The sequence below is a fragment of the Demequina globuliformis genome, from assembly GCF_000975155.1.
In the GTDB taxonomy this organism is placed as follows: domain Bacteria; phylum Actinomycetota; class Actinomycetes; order Actinomycetales; family Demequinaceae; genus Demequina; species Demequina globuliformis.
Genome location: NZ_BBRG01000003.1, coordinates 44,731 through 61,891, shown reverse-complemented (window position 1 = coordinate 61,891; position 17,161 = coordinate 44,731). Strand labels below are relative to the sequence as shown.

Annotated in this window: 21 protein-coding genes and 1 tRNA gene; 8 read left to right on the top strand and 14 right to left on the bottom strand. The window is 65.5% G+C overall.

The genetic code is table 11. The annotated features are described in order from the left end of the window. The 3 genes from rpsN to rpmB are packed head-to-tail and all read right to left on the bottom strand — an operon-like array spanning window position 1 to window position 716. A complete protein-coding gene (gene rpsN / locus AOP75_RS10290) occupies window positions 1-306 on the bottom strand; it encodes a 30S ribosomal protein S14 (RefSeq protein ID WP_062078998.1) in 306 nt (101 codons plus the stop codon). Further along, on the bottom strand, window positions 306-476 hold the full coding sequence (rpmG, locus tag AOP75_RS10285; RefSeq protein ID WP_062078997.1) for a 50S ribosomal protein L33: 171 nt from the start codon (window positions 474-476) through the stop codon (window positions 306-308). The genes rpsN and rpmG overlap by 1 nt, the downstream gene beginning before the upstream one ends. Continuing rightward, window positions 477-716 (bottom strand): 50S ribosomal protein L28, encoded by a 240-nt coding sequence (gene rpmB / locus AOP75_RS10280; RefSeq protein ID WP_062079167.1) that lies wholly within the window; start codon window positions 714-716, stop codon window positions 477-479. A 52-nt stretch (window positions 717-768) separates the two neighbouring features. Here rpmB and AOP75_RS10275 point away from each other — a divergent pair, with 52 nt between their 5' ends. The 4 genes from AOP75_RS10275 to AOP75_RS10260 all read left to right on the top strand — a co-directional run bounded on the left by AOP75_RS10275 (window position 769) and on the right by AOP75_RS10260 (window position 3,816). Beyond that, window positions 769-1,845, top strand: coding sequence for a CobW family GTP-binding protein (locus AOP75_RS10275; RefSeq protein WP_062078996.1), 1,077 nt, complete (start codon window positions 769-771; stop codon window positions 1,843-1,845). 56 nt (window positions 1,846-1,901) lie between these two features. Further along, a tRNA-Ile gene (locus AOP75_RS10270) sits at window positions 1,902-1,975 on the top strand. 357 nt (window positions 1,976-2,332) lie between these two features. Further along, window positions 2,333-2,812 carry a hypothetical protein gene (locus tag AOP75_RS10265; protein WP_161794569.1) on the top strand — a complete coding sequence of 160 codons (480 nt, stop codon included), beginning with the start codon at window positions 2,333-2,335 and terminating at the stop codon, window positions 2,810-2,812. A gap of 218 nt (window positions 2,813-3,030) precedes the next feature. Continuing rightward, the gene (locus AOP75_RS10260; RefSeq protein ID WP_152650059.1) at window positions 3,031-3,816 is read left to right on the top strand and encodes a DsbA family protein; all 786 of its coding nucleotides are present in this window, start codon (window positions 3,031-3,033) and stop codon (window positions 3,814-3,816) included. A gap of 42 nt (window positions 3,817-3,858) precedes the next feature. Here AOP75_RS10260 and AOP75_RS10255 read toward each other — a convergent pair whose 3' ends face one another. The 4 genes from AOP75_RS10255 to AOP75_RS10240 form a co-directional block, all read right to left on the bottom strand. Next, window positions 3,859-6,525 (bottom strand): transglutaminase domain-containing protein, encoded by a 2,667-nt coding sequence (locus AOP75_RS10255; protein WP_152650058.1) that lies wholly within the window; start codon window positions 6,523-6,525, stop codon window positions 3,859-3,861. A 100-nt stretch (window positions 6,526-6,625) separates the two neighbouring features. Further along, a complete protein-coding gene (locus AOP75_RS10250) occupies window positions 6,626-7,018 on the bottom strand; it encodes a hypothetical protein (protein ID WP_062078992.1) in 393 nt (130 codons plus the stop codon). A gap of 2 nt (window positions 7,019-7,020) precedes the next feature. Then, window positions 7,021-8,280, bottom strand: a complete 1,260-nt coding sequence (locus AOP75_RS10245; protein WP_062078991.1) for a hypothetical protein — start codon at window positions 8,278-8,280, stop codon at window positions 7,021-7,023. Beyond that, on the bottom strand, window positions 8,277-9,506 hold the full coding sequence (locus AOP75_RS10240) for an SHOCT domain-containing protein (RefSeq protein ID WP_062078990.1): 1,230 nt from the start codon (window positions 9,504-9,506) through the stop codon (window positions 8,277-8,279). The genes AOP75_RS10245 and AOP75_RS10240 overlap by 4 nt, the downstream gene beginning before the upstream one ends. Before the next feature lie 110 nt (window positions 9,507-9,616). Between AOP75_RS10240 and AOP75_RS10235 the strand changes: the two genes are divergently transcribed. Further along, window positions 9,617-9,922: a DUF1905 domain-containing protein gene (locus tag AOP75_RS10235; protein WP_062078989.1), complete on the top strand. Its 306-nt coding sequence runs from the start codon at window positions 9,617-9,619 to the stop codon at window positions 9,920-9,922. A gap of 77 nt (window positions 9,923-9,999) precedes the next feature. On the opposite strand, the gene AOP75_RS10230 is transcribed toward AOP75_RS10235, so the two are convergent. Next, window positions 10,000-10,206, bottom strand: a complete 207-nt coding sequence (locus AOP75_RS10230; RefSeq protein WP_062078988.1) for a CsbD family protein — start codon at window positions 10,204-10,206, stop codon at window positions 10,000-10,002. Between the two features lie 73 nt (window positions 10,207-10,279). Continuing rightward, complete coding sequence (locus AOP75_RS10225; RefSeq protein WP_062078987.1) at window positions 10,280-11,131, bottom strand: NAD(P)H-hydrate dehydratase; 852 nt, start codon at window positions 11,129-11,131, stop codon at window positions 10,280-10,282. Between the two features lie 91 nt (window positions 11,132-11,222). Between AOP75_RS10225 and def the strand changes: the two genes are divergently transcribed. Then, window positions 11,223-11,717, top strand: a complete 495-nt coding sequence (def, locus tag AOP75_RS10220; protein WP_062078986.1) for a peptide deformylase — start codon at window positions 11,223-11,225, stop codon at window positions 11,715-11,717. Between the two features lie 7 nt (window positions 11,718-11,724). Here the strand turns inward: def and AOP75_RS10215 are convergent, their stop codons facing one another. Further along, window positions 11,725-12,369 (bottom strand): NAD(P)H-hydrate epimerase, encoded by a 645-nt coding sequence (locus AOP75_RS10215; RefSeq protein ID WP_062078985.1) that lies wholly within the window; start codon window positions 12,367-12,369, stop codon window positions 11,725-11,727. A 209-nt stretch (window positions 12,370-12,578) separates the two neighbouring features. On the opposite strand from AOP75_RS10215, the gene AOP75_RS10210 reads away from it, so the two are divergent. Continuing rightward, entirely contained in the window at window positions 12,579-13,076 is a 498-nt protein-coding gene (locus AOP75_RS10210) for a DUF3145 domain-containing protein (RefSeq protein ID WP_062078984.1), read from the top strand. Window positions 13,077-13,087: 11 nt separating this feature from the next. Next, the gene (locus AOP75_RS10205; protein WP_062078983.1) at window positions 13,088-13,450 is read left to right on the top strand and encodes a nuclear transport factor 2 family protein; all 363 of its coding nucleotides are present in this window, start codon (window positions 13,088-13,090) and stop codon (window positions 13,448-13,450) included. Window positions 13,451-13,573: 123 nt separating this feature from the next. Here AOP75_RS10205 and fabF read toward each other — a convergent pair whose 3' ends face one another. The 4 genes from fabF to AOP75_RS10185 form a co-directional block, all read right to left on the bottom strand. Continuing rightward, window positions 13,574-14,812: a beta-ketoacyl-ACP synthase II gene (gene fabF / locus AOP75_RS10200; RefSeq protein WP_062078982.1), complete on the bottom strand. Its 1,239-nt coding sequence runs from the start codon at window positions 14,810-14,812 to the stop codon at window positions 13,574-13,576. A gap of 33 nt (window positions 14,813-14,845) precedes the next feature. After that, window positions 14,846-15,091: an acyl carrier protein gene (locus AOP75_RS10195; protein WP_062078981.1), complete on the bottom strand. Its 246-nt coding sequence runs from the start codon at window positions 15,089-15,091 to the stop codon at window positions 14,846-14,848. An 83-nt stretch (window positions 15,092-15,174) separates the two neighbouring features. Then, window positions 15,175-16,173 (bottom strand): beta-ketoacyl-ACP synthase III, encoded by a 999-nt coding sequence (locus tag AOP75_RS10190; protein WP_062078980.1) that lies wholly within the window; start codon window positions 16,171-16,173, stop codon window positions 15,175-15,177. Continuing rightward, on the bottom strand, window positions 16,170-17,084 hold the full coding sequence (locus tag AOP75_RS10185) for an ACP S-malonyltransferase (protein ID WP_062078979.1): 915 nt from the start codon (window positions 17,082-17,084) through the stop codon (window positions 16,170-16,172). Before AOP75_RS10185 ends, AOP75_RS10190 begins: the two co-directional genes overlap by 4 nt. Between the last annotated feature and the right edge of the window lie 77 nt (window positions 17,085-17,161).

The window sequence follows — 17,161 nt, the reverse complement described above, 5'->3', positions numbered from 1 at the left end:
TTACCAACTCGACTTTCTGATTCCGGGGAGTTCGCCGCGGTGTGCGGCGGCTCTGAAGCTGACGCGGGACAGTCCGAACTTCCTGAGGTGGGCGCGGGGGCGACCGTCGGCCTGGTCCCGATTGCGCAGGCGCGTGGGCGAGGCATCCCGGGGGAGTGCCTGGAGCGCTGCCATGGCGGCGCCGCGCTCCGCTTCGCTCGCGTGTGGGTTGACCGATGTCCGCTTAAATTCCGCGCGCCGCTGCGCGAATCGCGCGACAGTGGCTTCCCGCTGGCGTTGCTTTGCGATCTTGCTCTTCTTTGCCATCAGCGAGTCTCCTTGAAGTCCACGTGGCGGCGGGCGATCCGGTCGTACTTGCGAAGTACGAGGCGATCGGGGGTGTTGCGGCGGTTCTTGCGGGTGACGTAGCGGATGCCTGTGCCCGCAGTCGACAGCAGGGTGATCTTGGGACGGATGTCCTTGGACTGCTTAGCCATCTAGAACTTCTCTCCTCGTGCCCTCATGCGCGCTACCACCGCTTCAATGCCGTCCCGATCGATCACCTTGATGCCGGTGGTGGACACCTGGAGCGTGATCTTGCGGCCCAACGAGGGGGCGTAGAAGCGCTTGCGTTGGACGTTGACGTCCCAGCGGCGCTTAGTGCGGCGGTGGGAATGGGAAATGGTGTGCCCAAAGCTCGGGACGGCACCCGTGACTTGGCATCTCTGGCGTGACATGCCGACCAACATAGTAATGATAATCGTTCTCGTCAACTGATACGGTGGTGCCATGAGTTCACCGTTCACCGTTTCTGTCCTGTCCAGCATCGACCCCGTCGCGCGGTCGTCCGTTGCGTGGAGCATTGCGCTCGACGATGCGCAGACGGTCGTCATCCAGCACGACCTCAGCGCCGACGGCATTAGGCGGGCGGTCTCCGATGCGACCGGTGTGATCGAGACCGAGGACACGCCACTCGAGCATGCGTGCTTGAGCTGCGCAATCCGCGAAGACCTACTGCCCACACTCCAGCGCCTGATGGCACTACGGCGTTGGTCACGCGCCGTCGTCGCGCTTCCCGTGACCGCAGAGTCCGCACCCGTCACGCGCGCGCTCCACGCCCATGGCAGGCGTGGCGAACTGCTTGCGGGCCTCACTCTGGGCCCTGTGGTGTGCGCCGTTGATGGCACGACCATTGCGGACGACGCCTTCTCCTCCGAGTTTGTCGAGGACCGTGGCCTGGCCCTGGTGGAGGACGACGGTCGCGTAGTCGCGGAGGCAGTAGCGCCGATGCTTGCGCACGCGGACGTGGTCGCGGTCGTTGGGGAGGAGCCGGCAGCGCCCAAGGCGCTGAGCACGGTTGGGCACCTCCGAGGCCGAGGATCGAGCGTGGTCTGTGCGCCGGCATCGGCCCTCGACATCGACGCGCTCATGTCCCACACCCACCGCTGTGGACGCGCGCTGGGCCGCGTGGACCCCCTCCGAGTCGACCGGCACGTGGAACCCGATGCCCACGGCGTGTGGTCGATCGAACTGGCCAGCACGCGCCCGTTCCACCCCGGACGTCTGCGCGACAACATCGCTCGCCTCGGTAGCCACGACGCGCGCGTCCGCGGTCACTTCTGGGTGCCCTCCCGGCCAGGCGAGCCGTGCGCATGGGACGGTGCTGGGCGCCAGCTCAGCGTCGGCACTCTCGACGGCTGGGGCCGGCGTTTGCCCGCAACGCGCCTGGTGGTCACCGGGCGCGGCGCCGAACGCGCCATGATCGAGAGCGCCTTCCGCGAGTGCCTCATCCGCGACGACGAATGGACGCGCGACTGGAGCCGCGAAGACGATCTGAGCGACTGGCTGGGGCCTGTGGGCGGCTAGACTGGCGCGCGTCCCTCGCGACAGCAGCACACGCGAGGCCGCCAGCGGGGACGTCAGGGCCAGTAGCTCAGCCGGTTAGAGCAGTGGACTCATAATCCATCGGTCGCGGGTTCGAGCCCCGCCTGGCCCACCTCAGACGTCGACCGGCTGCTGGGAGTCACACAACGCGAGTCGCTATCAAACCCCCCAGCGATTCGCTAGAGAACTACCGACCTGCGTGGGAGGTTGCATCGTGAATGGCCGTGACTCGGGTTGTGACACGCTGTCTCGGCCAACGTTCGTGCGAGCCTCTCAGAGTCGAGGACTCGTAGTGCTCGGGGCTCTGGCGCCAATGCTTGCCATCGTTGGCTGTGGCGCGAGTGACGAATCTCTCGCAGACGAACCTACCGTCGGCTCTATCGTTGTGGAGGTGACTGGCGTCCGGGGCGACGATCCCGCTTCAGGTGAGTTTGTCGTGACCGCCACCCGCGTTCCAAGGGGCGTCGAAGTGCCCGCTCCTGCAACGCTGGGTGCACCAATGATCGTCAACCTCTATGGCGAATCAGGGAACCCGATCGCGACCGCGGGCATCGACAACGCCCCCGAAGCGAACTCTCCGTTCAGCGGCGCCGGTACTGCCGCGAACTCCCCTCATGGGCACATCGTTTCCGCGTCGGTCTCCATACATGCGGACACTGTCGCGACCCAGCAGTTTGCACTGGATGACCCAGGAGCGCGACTGGTATGCACAGGCGAGCGGGAGGATCTCGTGTGCGAGGCGTCAACGGACTTCACGTCCGACCAGGCCCCGTACATCGAAGTGTGGGATGGGCGGGTGTCGGCAGGCATTGCGCCAGCGGAACCACGTATGGACCGTGCTTTCCTCGAGGAAGTTTCAGGAGGCGCCCTCCCAGATGAGTTCACCCTCCAACTCCAAGCGTTCTGGGGACCCAACGTCACGACTGACACCACCGCCGTATTGCACTGACTTCCCACTTTGGAGTCGCTCGTTGTACTTACTAGGCGCCGAGCACGGCAAGGCAAAGTTCTGCGACCGCTGAGTGTCTGGGTTAAGCGCCGCGGCAACGTGGCCCACCGCTGCGGAGAGATGACTCGTCAGGACCTTCGACTCACCGGAGCGCGGAATGAGCGATGTAGACATGAAGTGTTGTTTTCTCCTTCTGTCCGCTTACGGCGAGGTTTCCCGTGTCTGCTCTCTTTCAGTCGTTTAACTCTCGCCGTATGGGTAAGGTCGCTGCGCTTACCGGTGCCCTCGCGATCGGACTGACCGCCTGTAGCGCCAACGTCGACACTGATCGGACCGCCGCTGCTCAGTCCGTTGCGCCGGAGGCGACCGCCACCGCGCCCGCAGTTGCAGATTCCTCCCCGCAGACGACGGAAGGGGGGTTGCCCAGCGGCCCGGGCTCGTACGGAGCCATCGCGATCGGCATGAATGGCACCGCGCACGGCGACGTGACGGATGCCGAGGTTCCGGTCGTCGACGTTTATGTCGATTTCGCGTGCTACTACTGCATGCTGTTCGAGTCCGGCGTTGCGCCCGACCTCGAGGAACTGGCCATGGCGGGGGAGGCCATCGTAGTCTATCACCCGGTCGCGATCCTGGACCGCAAGTTCCCCTCCCAGTACTCCACCCGTGCTGCGGCGGCCGCGATGGTTGTCGCGGAGGAGACGCCTGAGGCGTTTGTTGAGTACACGATGGCTCTGATGACCAGCCAGGAGAGCCTGCCAGAAGACGGCTGGACCGAGGGCGAGCTCGCCGATTTTGCGCTCGACTTGGGCGCCCCACAGGAGGCGGCCGATGCCATCGTGGCGACGGACTTCGAGGACGTTGTTGGCGAGGCGACAGCACAGGCGTACGCGGGGGGCATGCAGGGCACGCCCTCGGTCGCGGTGAACGGCGTGCTGCTGGACTACGAGCAGATCAACTACATCGAGCCCGGCGTCCTGGTGGACTATCTCGCCTCGATGTAGAGCTCCGGTAGGTCAGGACGCACGCGAAGAGGCAAATCCACGCTACTCGGGCGTCGCGAATTCCTCCTCGTCACGCATGGTCCATCCGGTGCTGTCCTCAAAGCGGTCGCCCCGGTCGATGCCCTCCACATCCGCATCATCGAGCAGCAAATAGTCCGTCGTCGGCACGTCACCGTCGTTCCACGTGACATCCACTACTTTCCACTCGCCGTCGACCTTCACCTTGTTCCACGCATGCCCGTCCGCGGAGCCGATGGTGGATCCCGTGACCACCACCGCCTCAAGGCCGGCCTTGTCGGCGAGCTCTAGGAACATCATCGCGTAGCCCGAGCAGACTGTGCGCCCCTCCAGCACGCCTCCGTAGAGCATCCACCCATTCGACATCTCACTGGCGCTGACGGCGTTGCTTCGGACTGCGTCACGCGCGTCCGTGTCGTATGCCACGTTGTCCACGATGTATGTGTTGATCGTTTCCACCTTGTCGGTGTCGGACATGGAGTCATCGATGATCTCATTAACGATCTGGTCGACCATCGCGTTTGCTTCGGCCGTCTTCCCGGTGTCGTCGTACTGCACACGAAGGGTGGCGGTGGACGAGTCGAAGTACGCTCCGTCAGGCATGACGCCTAGGTCAGGATTCTGGTTCACTGCAACTCGCACGGCATCGGAGATTTGCGTCGTAGACCAGAACTGCACGTAGTCAGTCAGGTCGACGAGCACGTGGCCCTGATATAGGTGAGAAGCGATGTATGCAGTGAGTTCGTGGTCGTACTTGATCTCGCTCAGGACGCTCTCATCGAGGCCTGCCTCAATCTCAGCGTCGTCGGACACCTGAACTTCGCGCTCCGTGACCTGGAGCGAGCCGGTCGGCAGGCGCTCGCTGGCCGCCGTGGCGTTGTGTTCTTCGGCGATCGCGAGCGCCTCGGCCTCGTCCGTCACGCCTAGGCCTTGGTAGTAGGACAGTCGGGTGCCGTCCACTGTCATCACGGCCACGTACTGGCTCTCTTTCCAGTACCCAAAGTCCTCGTGGTATTCGACGCTTTCCACCAGTACAGGCGCGGAGTTAATGATGCCACTGAGTGTGAAGTAGTCGGCCGTCGTGGGGATCGTTTCGCCGTCACCGCAATCGTCGAACTGGGTACATGAGATGTAGTTGTCGAGAGTCGTCGAATCGCTAATGTCCATGCGCGACGGCAGGTTGCCGAGTCCCGAACCCGCCGCGGAGACTATTCCCATGCCCGACATGCGCTCGCCGGTCGCGTCGTAGGCGATGACGCCGTACTCGGTGCCGAAGGAATACTCGTCGTTGTCCTTCCACCACTGGGGGTCATAGTCGAGCGCGTTCTCGCTAGCGTCGTCGACTGAATCAGGGTTGGCGGGGCCCCGAGGGTCAGCGGGATCACCGCTCGCGGCGTCCCCAGACTCGTCGCCGTCGACCATCCACGGTGGATCCTCTTTGTACTCAGGCCCAAACGCGAGGTAAGCATTCTGCGAACTGCTTATTTCGGAATCGGAGCCGGACACCCACGTCGTCGCGCCCTCCTCAACGTAGCCCAGCAGCGCGAGCTCTCTTTCACGCGCGCTGTCCATCCCTTGGTGGCTCGTGAAGACGCCGTAGGAGGCAGCCCCATCGACGGGGTCCCAGTCGAGTTGCACGCTCCCGGGCAGATCAGCACTGATGCTGACTCTGACCTCCGGGGTGTCGAGGGAGTGGGCGAATCGAAGCTCCGTCACGATCGGGCGCACCAGCTTGTTTCCGTCGCCGTCGATGTAGCGCACGACGAAGTAGGAGCCGCGCAGGCCCCAGCTGTCGAGGACTTCAACGTCCTCAACGGAGCCACCTGTGGCTTCACGACAAGTCTCCTCGTCTTCCATGCACACCGGCTCATGCCACCGTTGGTGCTCACGAACAACAACATCGCGGTCCTGCACGCGGTTGCCCTCGGCGTCCAGGACGAACCCGAAGGATGACTCGACCGGAGTGACCTCAGCGAACTTCTGGTCGCCCGTCATGGGTACCCCGGTGGTCGAGGGAACCTCGACCGTGAGGTCGGCATCCGCATAAATTCGTGCGGCCCACCGCTGCCCAATGTCACGGCCAGGAGTAGATTCCGCCTCTTGTGTCCACGCCGGCGGTGCATCCGTAAAGATCTCAGGATCGTTCACTGCGAAGCGGAACGCCTGTTCCACGTCCTCAAGTTCCGTCATGGGTGCGGTGTAGTCGTAGCCGTTGGATGTGTAGACAACGTCGAGTGTGTACGCCTCCGCCTGATTGCCAGCAACCACGGGTGTGATGCCTACGGACGAGGTCGCACCGTCTTCGCCCGCCGCGACCAAGACGGGTTCGTCATCGCGGAGCACTCCGAAGTAGAGGCCACCCGCCACCAGTGCACACACGGCAACGCCGGCCACCGGGATCACCCACCGGCGTGTGGAACGCGGACGTTCGCGTACCCGACCATTCCCAGTTGAGTCCGGTGCGGGCGCACTCCTTGCCACGGCGCCGTCGTCTGCGGGGGCCGATGGCACCCGCGTCGTGGCCGCCTCTGGCACCTGGGCGGACAAGGCTGCAGAGTGAGCGGCAGACTCACTCACCCATTGGTGTCCGTCCCAATGCTGAAGGTGCGGGGTCCATGCGGTCCCATCCCAGTAGCGAAGGGCCGAGGCATTGTCGGGAAGGGGGTACCAGCCTGCAGGACTGTGATTCACGTGCTACACCTCTCGGGAACTTGCCTGGAGGCTACCAGTCGGGACAGAGCGCGAGGGCGCGCCATGGACCGGCGTCTACCGGGGGTGATGCATCGAATCGTTACGTCTGCTCGTCGAGCTGGTGGCCAGCTTCTCCGCCGTCCGAGCCTCCGGTGGAACCAGGGTCGCCGGTCATCTCCTTGAGGTCGACGTACGGGGCGCGCTGCGTGGGCTGCTCGGCGTTGCGGCCCTCGATCGAGCGATTTCGCAGGCGCTTGCGCTCGCGCTGAAACACGTCCCATCGTTCGAGGTTGCTCATCGTGGATTGCGTGGTCTGCTCATAGCGGTACCGCGCATCCTGATTCCGATAGCGCTTGTACAGCGTCTTGTGCGCGAACCACAGCACCACGAACGGTGCCGCGAACAGGACAGCCGCCAGGAAGAAGCCATCGTCCGAGCCGCCTGTGGAGGCAAGTAGGACCTCGTTCACCGCGGTCATCATCATCGGATCCATGTTTAACCCACCAACGCAATCAGGGACAGGGGCCAGCAGACGACAGCCGCGCCCACGGCCCACCCCAGGGAGGCGGCCCACAGACGGCCCTTGGAGATGGGTACTGAGCCCATGGTGGTGCCGCTACGCCCGTTGACCGCAACGTAGTGGACGGTGAGGCGCCCATGGTCGTCGCGCTCGGGATAGGAGTACAGCCACACCGGGAGGTACACGGACGCCCATCGGGTTCCGCGGACCCACATCTCTTCATGCGTGACGCGCACGCCGCGGTCGTAGCCTGCGAAGTCTGGGCGGATGCGTTCGCGCGCCATGGTGAGGAACCGCACGTGGGTAGCGCGCGAGACATCGTCAATGTCCATGTCGCGCTTTTCTGCCTGGATGTCGCCCATGTAGTTCGAGTTGAACGCGACCATGTTCTTCACGTCGAAGGGCAGGATCGCGTTGATGATGTTGTTCGTCGACACCTGGGTAGCGAAGTCGGCTTTCGAGGCCGAGGACTCCACGATCAGGTCGTCGGCATGCAAGTCGAACTGGCGCACGACCTGGAACTCATTCGCGTCGTAGTACGTCGTCGACGTCTTTCCGTGCTGCACCGTGTAGCGGCGGGTCTGGACCTCGCCTACGCCATGAATGCGCGCGTGCAGGTTGCCGTCGACCACCATGTACGGCAGGTACACCGGGCGCACATGCTCGGCGGAGAAGTCCGCCTTGAACTTGGGGTTCGCGAGCATCTTGCGATCGCCCACGAACTCGGTGATCTTTGCGATGGCCTGCTCGCGTGACAGCGAGAACGGCAAGATTCCGTCGGGCACGGCCCCGTTGGAGAGCTTGTCGTTGAGCGACAGGATCGAGCGGCACCAGTGGCAGCGCGCCTGCGTCGCGTGCGCGGTGTCGACGGTGACCTCGGCCGCACAGCCCTGGCACTTCATGGTGACGAGGTTGGCTTCGGACTCGATGCGGGCAGCACCGGAGGCCACGGTGCGGCCCGAGAGCTCGCCGATGCCTTCGCCGAGCCCGTGCGTGTCCTCGAGACGCGAGCCCACCCACTCAAACCGGCAGAATCCACACACGAGCGCCATGGTGCCCGCCTTGTGGGAGATCTCGGTGGACCCACATTTGGGGCAGTCGTCTTGTCCGTGATCCTTGCCGGTGGTGGTGTCGAGATGGGTGACGTGGCCGTTCCAGCCGTCACCGACCTGGGGCGCGGCCCCCTCGGCGACGTCGCCCGTGGCGGACTGCTCCTGAGGGTCAGGAACTGTCACAGGCCCAGCACTTTCTTCTTGACCGCGTCAAAGTCGTCCTGCGTGATGAGCCCTTCGTCGAGCATTGCCTTGTACTTGCGCAGTTCCGCCATGGGGTCGGGCTCTGAGGGGGCCGATGCTGCCGCAGGGGCCGCTTGGGGTTGCTGCGGAGCCGCCTGCTGGCCGCCCTGAGGCACCCCCTGCTGTGGGACGCCCTGGTTCTGCATCAGCCCGCCCAGTGCTCCGCCAGCGGCGTTCATACCCATACCCATGAAGGCCAGGCCGTCACCGCCGCCGGTTTCACCGGCGGCCTGAATACCGCGCGCGGCCGACTGCCGAAGGAACGAGTCCCCACGGGCCCCCGCCAAAGCATCGGCCTTCTGCACGTCAGCGAGCAGTGCGGCCGTGGGCGCGTCGTACTCGATGGCGACCAGCGCGGCTTTGTCGATCACGAGGCCGCGCTCGGACTTCCAGTGGTAGTTGGTCTCGATGACCTCGGCGAGCGAGGTAGCGAAACCGAGCGCGTCTCCTTGGATCCGTGAGATGCGGTTGCCGCGCTCGCCAGCGTTGGTGTAGTTCGAGAATGCGGCAGACAGGGAGCCAACAACCTCGTTGAACAGCTGGTCCGCGACCGGGTTGCCGGCTGCATTGAGGTCAAAGACCCCGGCGGAGGCGGAGATGTACGGGGCGGGCACAATGCTGGTCACGAACAGGATCGGGTCTACGACCTTGAGCGTGTAGGAGCCACGTGTGACCGCGCCAGCCTGGGTGCCGAGGTAGTGGTCGTCCCAGTAGATGGGGCCCTGGGTGCCAAAGCGGTTGTCGGGCACCTCCTTGAGTGACACATAGAACGCCAGGTGCTGGCTGCCGGGCTGGCCGCCAAACTTGAAGCGCTCCCATGAGGTCTTGACGGTGGGGGAGATGATCCCGTCGCCCGCGAACAGCGACTCTCCCTGCTGGTCGTCGGAGTGGTAGATGTAACCGCCTGACTCGGCGATGAAGTTGGTAATGCGGCCATCTTGGAACGTCAGAAGGCCGTATCCCGCCGGGACCACCACCTTGGAGCCGTTGGAGATGATGTTCTCCGAAGCCTGCGTGTTCGAACCGCGGCCGGCATTGGTGCCCTGCGCAACCGCAGGGAACAGCAGCGCGGTGGCCGACACTCCCGTGGGTGGGACCAGGAAGTCGAGCCACTGATCCGCGAAGGTGCCGCCGATGGCACCGGAGAAAGCCTTGATGAATCCCATGGGAGTCCCCTCAACAGAGTGAATGTCTGGCTCGACCACCCTAGCGAAGCGCAGGCCCGCCCGGCAGGGCACACGCGCCCGGGTGGGCCGATGCTGGCTAGGGTGTGCTTATGAGCGACACCTTCCGCTTCACGGCCGAGCTGTGGCCGTGGCGCGCACGGCACCAAACGTGGACATTCGTGACGGTGCCTGAGGGGATTTCGGATGAGATCGAGGCGCTGCAAAGCGATCTGCGGCGCGGTTTTGGTGCGGTCAAGGTGCGTGTGCAGGTGGGCGCCCAACAGTGGGAGACGTCCATGTTTCCCTCGAAGGAGCATGCGGCGTACATCCTGCCCGTCAAGGCCGCTATCCGGAAGGCCGCAGGACTCGAACTCGGCGCCCAGGTGGCCGTGACGATTGAGTTGATCCCGGCCTGAGCGTCGCGCGAGCATGACGAAGGCCGGACCGCGCAATGCGCGACCCGGCCTTCGTTAATCAGCGGTGCAACGGAGCGTTACTCCTTGTTGCGGTCCGTGAGGTCGTTGTACTTCTCGGCCGCGGCGTCCTTGACGTCCTCGACCTTGTCCTTGGCGTCAGCCTTGAGCTGGTCAAACTTGCCCTCGGCCTCCAACTGCTCGTCATCGGTCGCCTTGCCAAAGCCCTCCTTGGCCTTGCCCTTGGCGTCCTCAGCTGCGTTGCCCATGCGGTCGGTGTTACTCATGTCCTCGTCCTTCCTTCAGGTCGGTGTGACATAGGACAGAACACGGCCATCGCTGAAAGTTATTCCCGGTGGCTCACGTCAAGAATGAGGCAATAACGCGGGGCACCGCTGCCGCAACCTCGAGCGCGACGAGCGGACCACCTGCGCTCGCGGCTTGGCCGGCTTGCGCGTGCAGCCACGCCGCGCAGGCGCCCGCCTCGGCCGCCGACATTCCACTGGCAAGCGCTGCACCCGCGATGCCCGCAAGCACATCTCCTGAGCCTGCCGACGCGAGCCACGAGGGCGCTGGCGGCAGACGAATCAGACCGCCGCCAGGCGTGGCGATGATGGTGCGCGATCCCTTAAGCAACACCGCCGCGCGGGACGTCTCGGCGAGCAGTCGCGCATGGCCCTCGCGGTCGCCCATCACATCGTCGGAGGTGACATCGTGGCGGAGGGCGCGCAGCGTGCGGACGAGTTCACCCGCGTGCGGGGTGAGGAGGACCGCATCCGCAGATGCTTCACGCGAGCCCGCCGCTCGCGCCTTGGCGACGGTCTCGAGGGCCCCGGCATCGACCACCAGCGGCGCACCCGCAGCCATGGCCGCACCCATCGCGGCGTCTTGTTCGGGATAGTCGGCAACGCCAGGGCCCAACACCCACGCCGCCGCCCGGGGCAGCTTCTCCGCAGCGTCTCCCGGGTCGTGGACCACGCACTCTGGCCGGTGGTGGAGTACCAAGTCTTGAGCCCGCATCGGCCCCACGTACCTCACCATGCCGGCGCCAGAGCGCGCCGCTGCGGACACCACCAGCGCTGCCGCGCCGGGATAGGCTTCCGAACCGGCGATCACGCCCACCACGCCGCGTGAGTACTTATCGTCATGCGGCTCTGGGGCGCGCCAGCGCGCCTTCACCGCCTCCACGTCCCAGGTGACTGCATCGCTCACCTGTCCAGACTGGCACAGGCGTACGTGCGTACGCGGGAAGCGCGACCGTCCCCGGGCTGTGGGGCCGCGTGGCCGTGAGAGAATGCCGCCTATGGCCATGCGTGACATCCGAGTGACCGGTGACCCCGTCCTTCGCACTGTGTGCGATCCCATCCGCGACATCAACGACCAGGTGCGCACCCTTGTGGAGGACCTGCTTGAGACAGTCGACTACGACGGTCGCGCCGGACTCGCGGCGAACCAGATCGGGGTCTCACTGCGCGCGTTCTCGTGGAACATTGACGGTGAGATCGGGTACATCCTCAACCCCGAAATCGTGGAGCGCTCAAGCGAGCTCCAGGAACTTGGCGAAGAGGGCTGCCTGTCCGTTCCCGGCCTCTGGTACCCCTGCGAGCGCCCCGCCTACACGCGTGCCGTCGGCACCGACCTCGATGGCAAGGAAGTCGTGATCGAGGGCGAGGAGATTTGGGCACGCCTCATCAACCACGAGGTGGATCACCTCGACGGTCACCTGTACCTGGACCGCCTCGCTAAGGATGTCCGCAAGCGCGCCATGCGCGAGCTACGCGAGTCGCTCGAGGCGTAAATTCGCCTCAGGTGCGCGCAACGCCCACCTGTGCCACCACGACACGCCCCGCGGCAGCCTTCGCGGGTGCTTCCACGAGGCACCGTTTGAGAGCGGTAAAGGTGACGGTGACGGAGGCGGTGACGTGCGAGCCGCCCACGCTCGCCGCGTCCGCGTCGAGACCGCTGGGGATATCAACCGCCACGACCGGAGTAGTGGAGGGGATGGTCGCGACCAGGCCGTCTGCGGGCTTACGCAGGCCGGCCTTGGAACCAATGCCGACGATCGCGTCGATGACGAGATCCGCCCCAGCCGTCGCACGAATAGCTGACGACGGGTCCTCGTCCGCCGCGACCACCACGCCGCCGGCCTCCTCGCACTCCTGAATCGCGGCGCCGTCACCGGCGCCGCCCGTGAGCACGGCCGTCACGATCGCGCCGCGGGCGGCAAGACGCGCGCCGGCCAGCAGGCCGTCGGCACCGTTATTGCCGGTGCCCGCGAGGACCACCACTTTTGCGCCACGAACGCGCCCACGCGCAGTGGTGAGCGTCGAATCGGCCTCAGCCGCTACCGCATCCGCCGCGCGCGCCATCAGTACCGGGCCGGGCACCGTCGTCATCGCGTGCGCCTCCGCTGCGCGAATCTGCTCCACCGTCATGATCTGCTCAGGCATGCGCCCTAGCGTGGCATACGGGCCTTGGACTTTCTGTGATTGCTGCGCGAATGCCGGGTGAATGCGGCATGTACCGGCTGGTTCGGCGTGGCGCGGCTGGTGTTTTCGCTGTCAGTCGGGCACCATAGAGGAACACCGAGGCATACGCCGTGGTCGCCTTCACGCATGAGGTCGTAGGGGAAGACGCACCTCAACAGGAAGGACGGGTCATGGCATCCATCACCCGCGGTGTACTTTTTGTGCACTCCGCCACGCGCGCGATGTGCCCCCACATCGAGTGGGCGGCGCAGTCCGTGCTAGGTTCTCGCGCCTCTTTTGAGTGGACCGACCAGCCGGCGGGCACGTCCCTCTTCCGCGCGGAAGTCGCGTGGCAAGGACAGCCAGGTACTGGTGCACGCCTCGCCTCCGCCCTGCGCGGTTGGGAACACGTCCGCTACGAGGTCACCGAGGACCCGTCGTTCGGCTCGGACGGAGCACGCTGGTCGCACACCCCTTCCCTGGGCATCTTCCACGCCGTCACGGACGTCCACGGCAACGTCGTGGTGCCGGAGGATCGCATCCGTGCAGCGCTGGAAAACGGCGGCACCGTCACCGAGTTCAAGCGTTCCATGGACCTCGCGTTGGGGACCGCCTGGGATGAGGAGCTCGAGCCGTTCCGCTACGCAGGTGCCGGGGCTCCGGTGCGCTGGCTCCACCGCGTGGGGTAATCTCCCGGCACATGATGGAACTTGCCCACGATGAGGCACTCACCCTCCAGGCGATGGAAGAGGCGATGTGGCGTGCCGATACGCGTTTTGATGCCCGCTACATGGACGCCGTTCTCGCGGAGAACTTCCACGAGGTAGGACAGTCGGGGCGCACGTATACCCGCGAGGACACCTTGGCGCTGCGCGGTATCGAGATCGACATCACCTTCCCCCTGCGAGATTTCTCCGCTGTCGCCATCTGCGAGGACGTCGCGCTGGTGACCTACACGGCCGTGCCAGAGCGCGGTCGTGGCGTGTCCCACCGGTCGTCTGTGTGGGTCAACGACGGGCGCTGGAAGCTGCGCTTCCACCAGGCGACGCCGACCGACGCCTGAACCCAGGCATCGGCCCACCTGGTTGCCCGTCCTGCGGCGTCCTGGTGCGGACTGGTTTGGGGCGGAATGCACAACGCCCCCCGCGGCCAAAGCCAAGACGGGGGGCGTGTGAACGGCGCGGTGTCAGGCAGTACCGAACACGAGGGCCACATTGTGACCACCAAAGCCGAACGAGTTGTTGATGGCGGCGAGCTGACCCTCAGCGGGCAGCTCACGGGGCGTGTCGCGCACCAGGTCGACCTGGAGTTCCGGGTCCGGTGAGGACACGTTGATGGTCGGCGGCGCGGTGCGAGTCTCCAGCGCCTTGATCGTGAAGATCGACTCCAGGGCGCCCGCGCCGCCCAGCAGGTGGCCGGTCATCGACTTGGTTGCCGACAGCAGCACGTGATCGGCCTGAGAGCCGAGCACGCCGCGGATGCCGCGCGCCTCAATCATGTCGCCCACTGGCGTGGACGTCGCGTGTGCGTTCACGTGCGAGATGTCCGCCGCGGTGACTCCAGCGCGCTCCAGCGCGAACTTCATGGCCTTGGACTGGCCTGCGCCGTCGGGCTCGGGAGCAGCGATGTGGTGGGCGTCTGCCGTCATGCCCAGGCCCAGCAGCCGCGCGTACACACGTGCGCCACGGGCGGCGGCGTGCTCTGCGGACTCCAGCACCACAATGCCGGAGCCCTCGCCCAGAACGAATCCGTCACGGCTGGTGTCGTAGGGGCGCGACGCTCCCTGGGGGTCGTCGTTGTTCTTCGACAGCGCTGCCATGGCCGCGAATGCCGCGATGGGGAGCGGGTGAATCGCCGCCTCCGTGCCACCTGCTACCACGATGTCCGCGCGGCCAGACTGGATCATTTCGAAGCCAGCCGCGATGGCCTCAGCGCCAGAAGCGCATGCCGAGACGGGAGCGTGGGCACCGGCGCGGGCGCCGAACTCGAGCGACACGTAGGCCACTGGCGAGTTGGGCATCAGCATGGGAACAGACATGGGAAGGACGCGGTTGGCGCCCTTTTCCTTCATGGTGTCCCAGCCATTGAGCAGGGTCCAAATGCCGCCGATGCCCGAGGAGACCGCAGCACCAAGGCGGTCCGGGTCTACCTCGGGCGAACCGGCGTCTGCCCAGGCCTCGCGCGCGGCCACGATCGCCATTTGGGCGGACGGGTCCATGCGGCGGGTCTCTGGGCGGGACAACACCTCACTGGTGGGCACGGCGAGCTGGCCGGCGAAGTGGACGGGGAGGTCGTACTTCTCGACCCAGTCGTTGTCGAAGGGACGCACGCCGGAACGGCCCGCGAGTGCTCCTTCCCAGGTGGTCGGAACATCTCCGCCCAGGGGCGACGTGGCACCGAGTCCGGTAATGACAACGTCAGTCATGTGCTCTCCAGTGTGGTTGAGGTGAAACGAGTGTTAGTTCTGTGCGCCCTCGATGAAGGTGACGGCGTCGCCGACGGTCGTGAGGTTCTTGACCTCCTCGTCGGGAATGCGCACGTCGAACTTCTCCTCAGCGAGGGTGACGATGGTCATCATCGACAGCGAGTCGATGTCGAGGTCGTCGGTGAAGGACTTGTCGAGGGCGACCTCGTTCGCGTCCAGGCCGGTCTCCTCGGCAACGATCTCTGCGAGGCCTGCGAGGATCTCGTTCTTGTCAGCCATGTTTTTCTCCTTCTGGATGGGGTGTGTGCGTCCCGTTGACACCAACGCGGACACGGGTATGAACTCTATGGGGCTTGTGTCCCTTACGGGAGGACGACTACCTGCGCGGCGTAGACCAGGCCAGCGCCAAATCCGATCTGTAGGGCAAGGTCACCGGATGCGGCGTCACCGTCGCGAAGCAGCCGTTCGGTGGCCAGCGGGATGGAGGCCGCTGACGTGTTGCCTGAGTCTGCGATGTCTTTGCCGATGGCAACGTGGTCCGGAAGGCCAATCTGCTTGGCGAGTTGGTCGATAATGCGCACGTTCGCCTGGTGAGGGATGAACGCCTTGATGTCGTCAGGAGTGACGCCGGCGGCCTCGATCGCTTCGAGCGCGACGGGCGCCATCTTGAACGACGCCCACTTGAAGACGCTGGGGCCTTCCTGAACAAGGGTGGGGAAGGGCGTGTCCGGGTTATCACGGACGTCAGTCCACGACGCGGTCTGGCGGATGAGCTTGGCTCCGGAGCCATCCGAGCCCCAGACTGTGGGGCCGATTCCGGCCTCATCGGACGCGCCGATGACGATCGCGCCAGCGGCGTCGCCCAACAGGTAGGAGATCGAGCGGTCGGCGGGATCCACCCAGTCGCTCATCTTTTCCGCGCCCACCACCAGGACATTCCGGGCGGTGCCGGCGCGCACCAGGGCATCGGCCTGGCTCACGCCGTAGCAGTACCCCGCGCAGGCGGCAGAAATGTCGAACGCTGCGGCCTGCAGTCCCAAGCGGTCCGCGAGCACCGGAGCGCCACCAGGGGTGATGTGGGGGTAGGTGATGGTCGACAAAATGACCGCGTCGATCTCATCGCGAGAGATTCCCGCCTTGTCGATCGCCTCGATCGCAGCCTTTTCCGACATGTCGATGACGTCGGTGTCGCGCCCGGCACGCACGCGGGTGCGGATGCCGGTCATCTTCTGAATCCACTCGTCGGAGGAATTGATGGGCTCGATGAGGTCCTCGTTGGGGACCACGTTCTCGCCACGACTGGTGCCGAGGGCGAGAATGCGCGAGAACTCGGGTCCTCGCTTGATCGAGATGGGGCTCACGCGTGCTCCTTCACCAGCTGGTGCGCTGCATCGAGGTCGTCGGGCGTCTTGAGGGCGACTGCAGGAATGCCCTTGAGGCCGCGCTTGGCGAGGCCGGTCAGCACACCGCCTGGGGCCACTTCGAGGATGGCGGTGACGCCTTCGTCGAGCATACGGGCCTGGCAGAGGTCCCAGCGAACAGGGCTCGCGACCTGCTTCACGATGCGGGTGATCGCGTCAGCGCCGGATGCCACGGGCGCGCCGTCGGCGTTCGACAGCAGTGTCACGCGCGGGTCGCTGGGGGTGAGGGCCGATGCCGCGGTTTCCAACGCTGCAACGGCGGGTGCCATGTAGGACGTGTGAAACGCTCCGGCAACCTGCAGTGGGATCACCCGCGCCCGAGCGGGCGCGTCGGCGACGAGAGCTTCGATCGCCGCTGCGGCTCCAGCGGCGACGATCTGTCCGCCGCCGTTCATGTTTGCCGGGGTCAGGCCCAACTGGTCGAGGCGAGCGAGGACCTCGTCCTCGACGCCGCCAAGAACCGCCGCCATCGACGTGGGCTCGGCATCGGATGCGGCCTGAGCCATGGCGTTAGCCCGCACGGTGACCAGGCGCATCGCTTCCGCGTCGGTGACGACGCCAGCGAGCGCTGCAGCTCCGAGTTCTCCCACGGAGTGGCCGGCGACGAGTCCTGGCGTCGCGTCGCCAAGCGCGGCGCGTGCGGTTGCCAGCGCCGTGGCGACCAGCAACGGCTGCGCGATGGCGGTGTCGCGGATCGTGTCAGCGTCGGAGTCGGTTCCGTGTGAGAGGAGGTCTGCGTCTGTGGCTTCCGACAATGTGGTGAGAGAGGCGGCTACCTCGGGCAGTTCAAGCCATGGCTTGAGCATTCCGGGAGTCTGCGCACCCTGACCGGGGCAGAGAACGGCAATCATGTTTCTAGGATGACGCACACGTGGGCTGAGCCGGCCACATTCGCTCACGGGAATCTCCCGCGAGTCTTGTAGGTTCT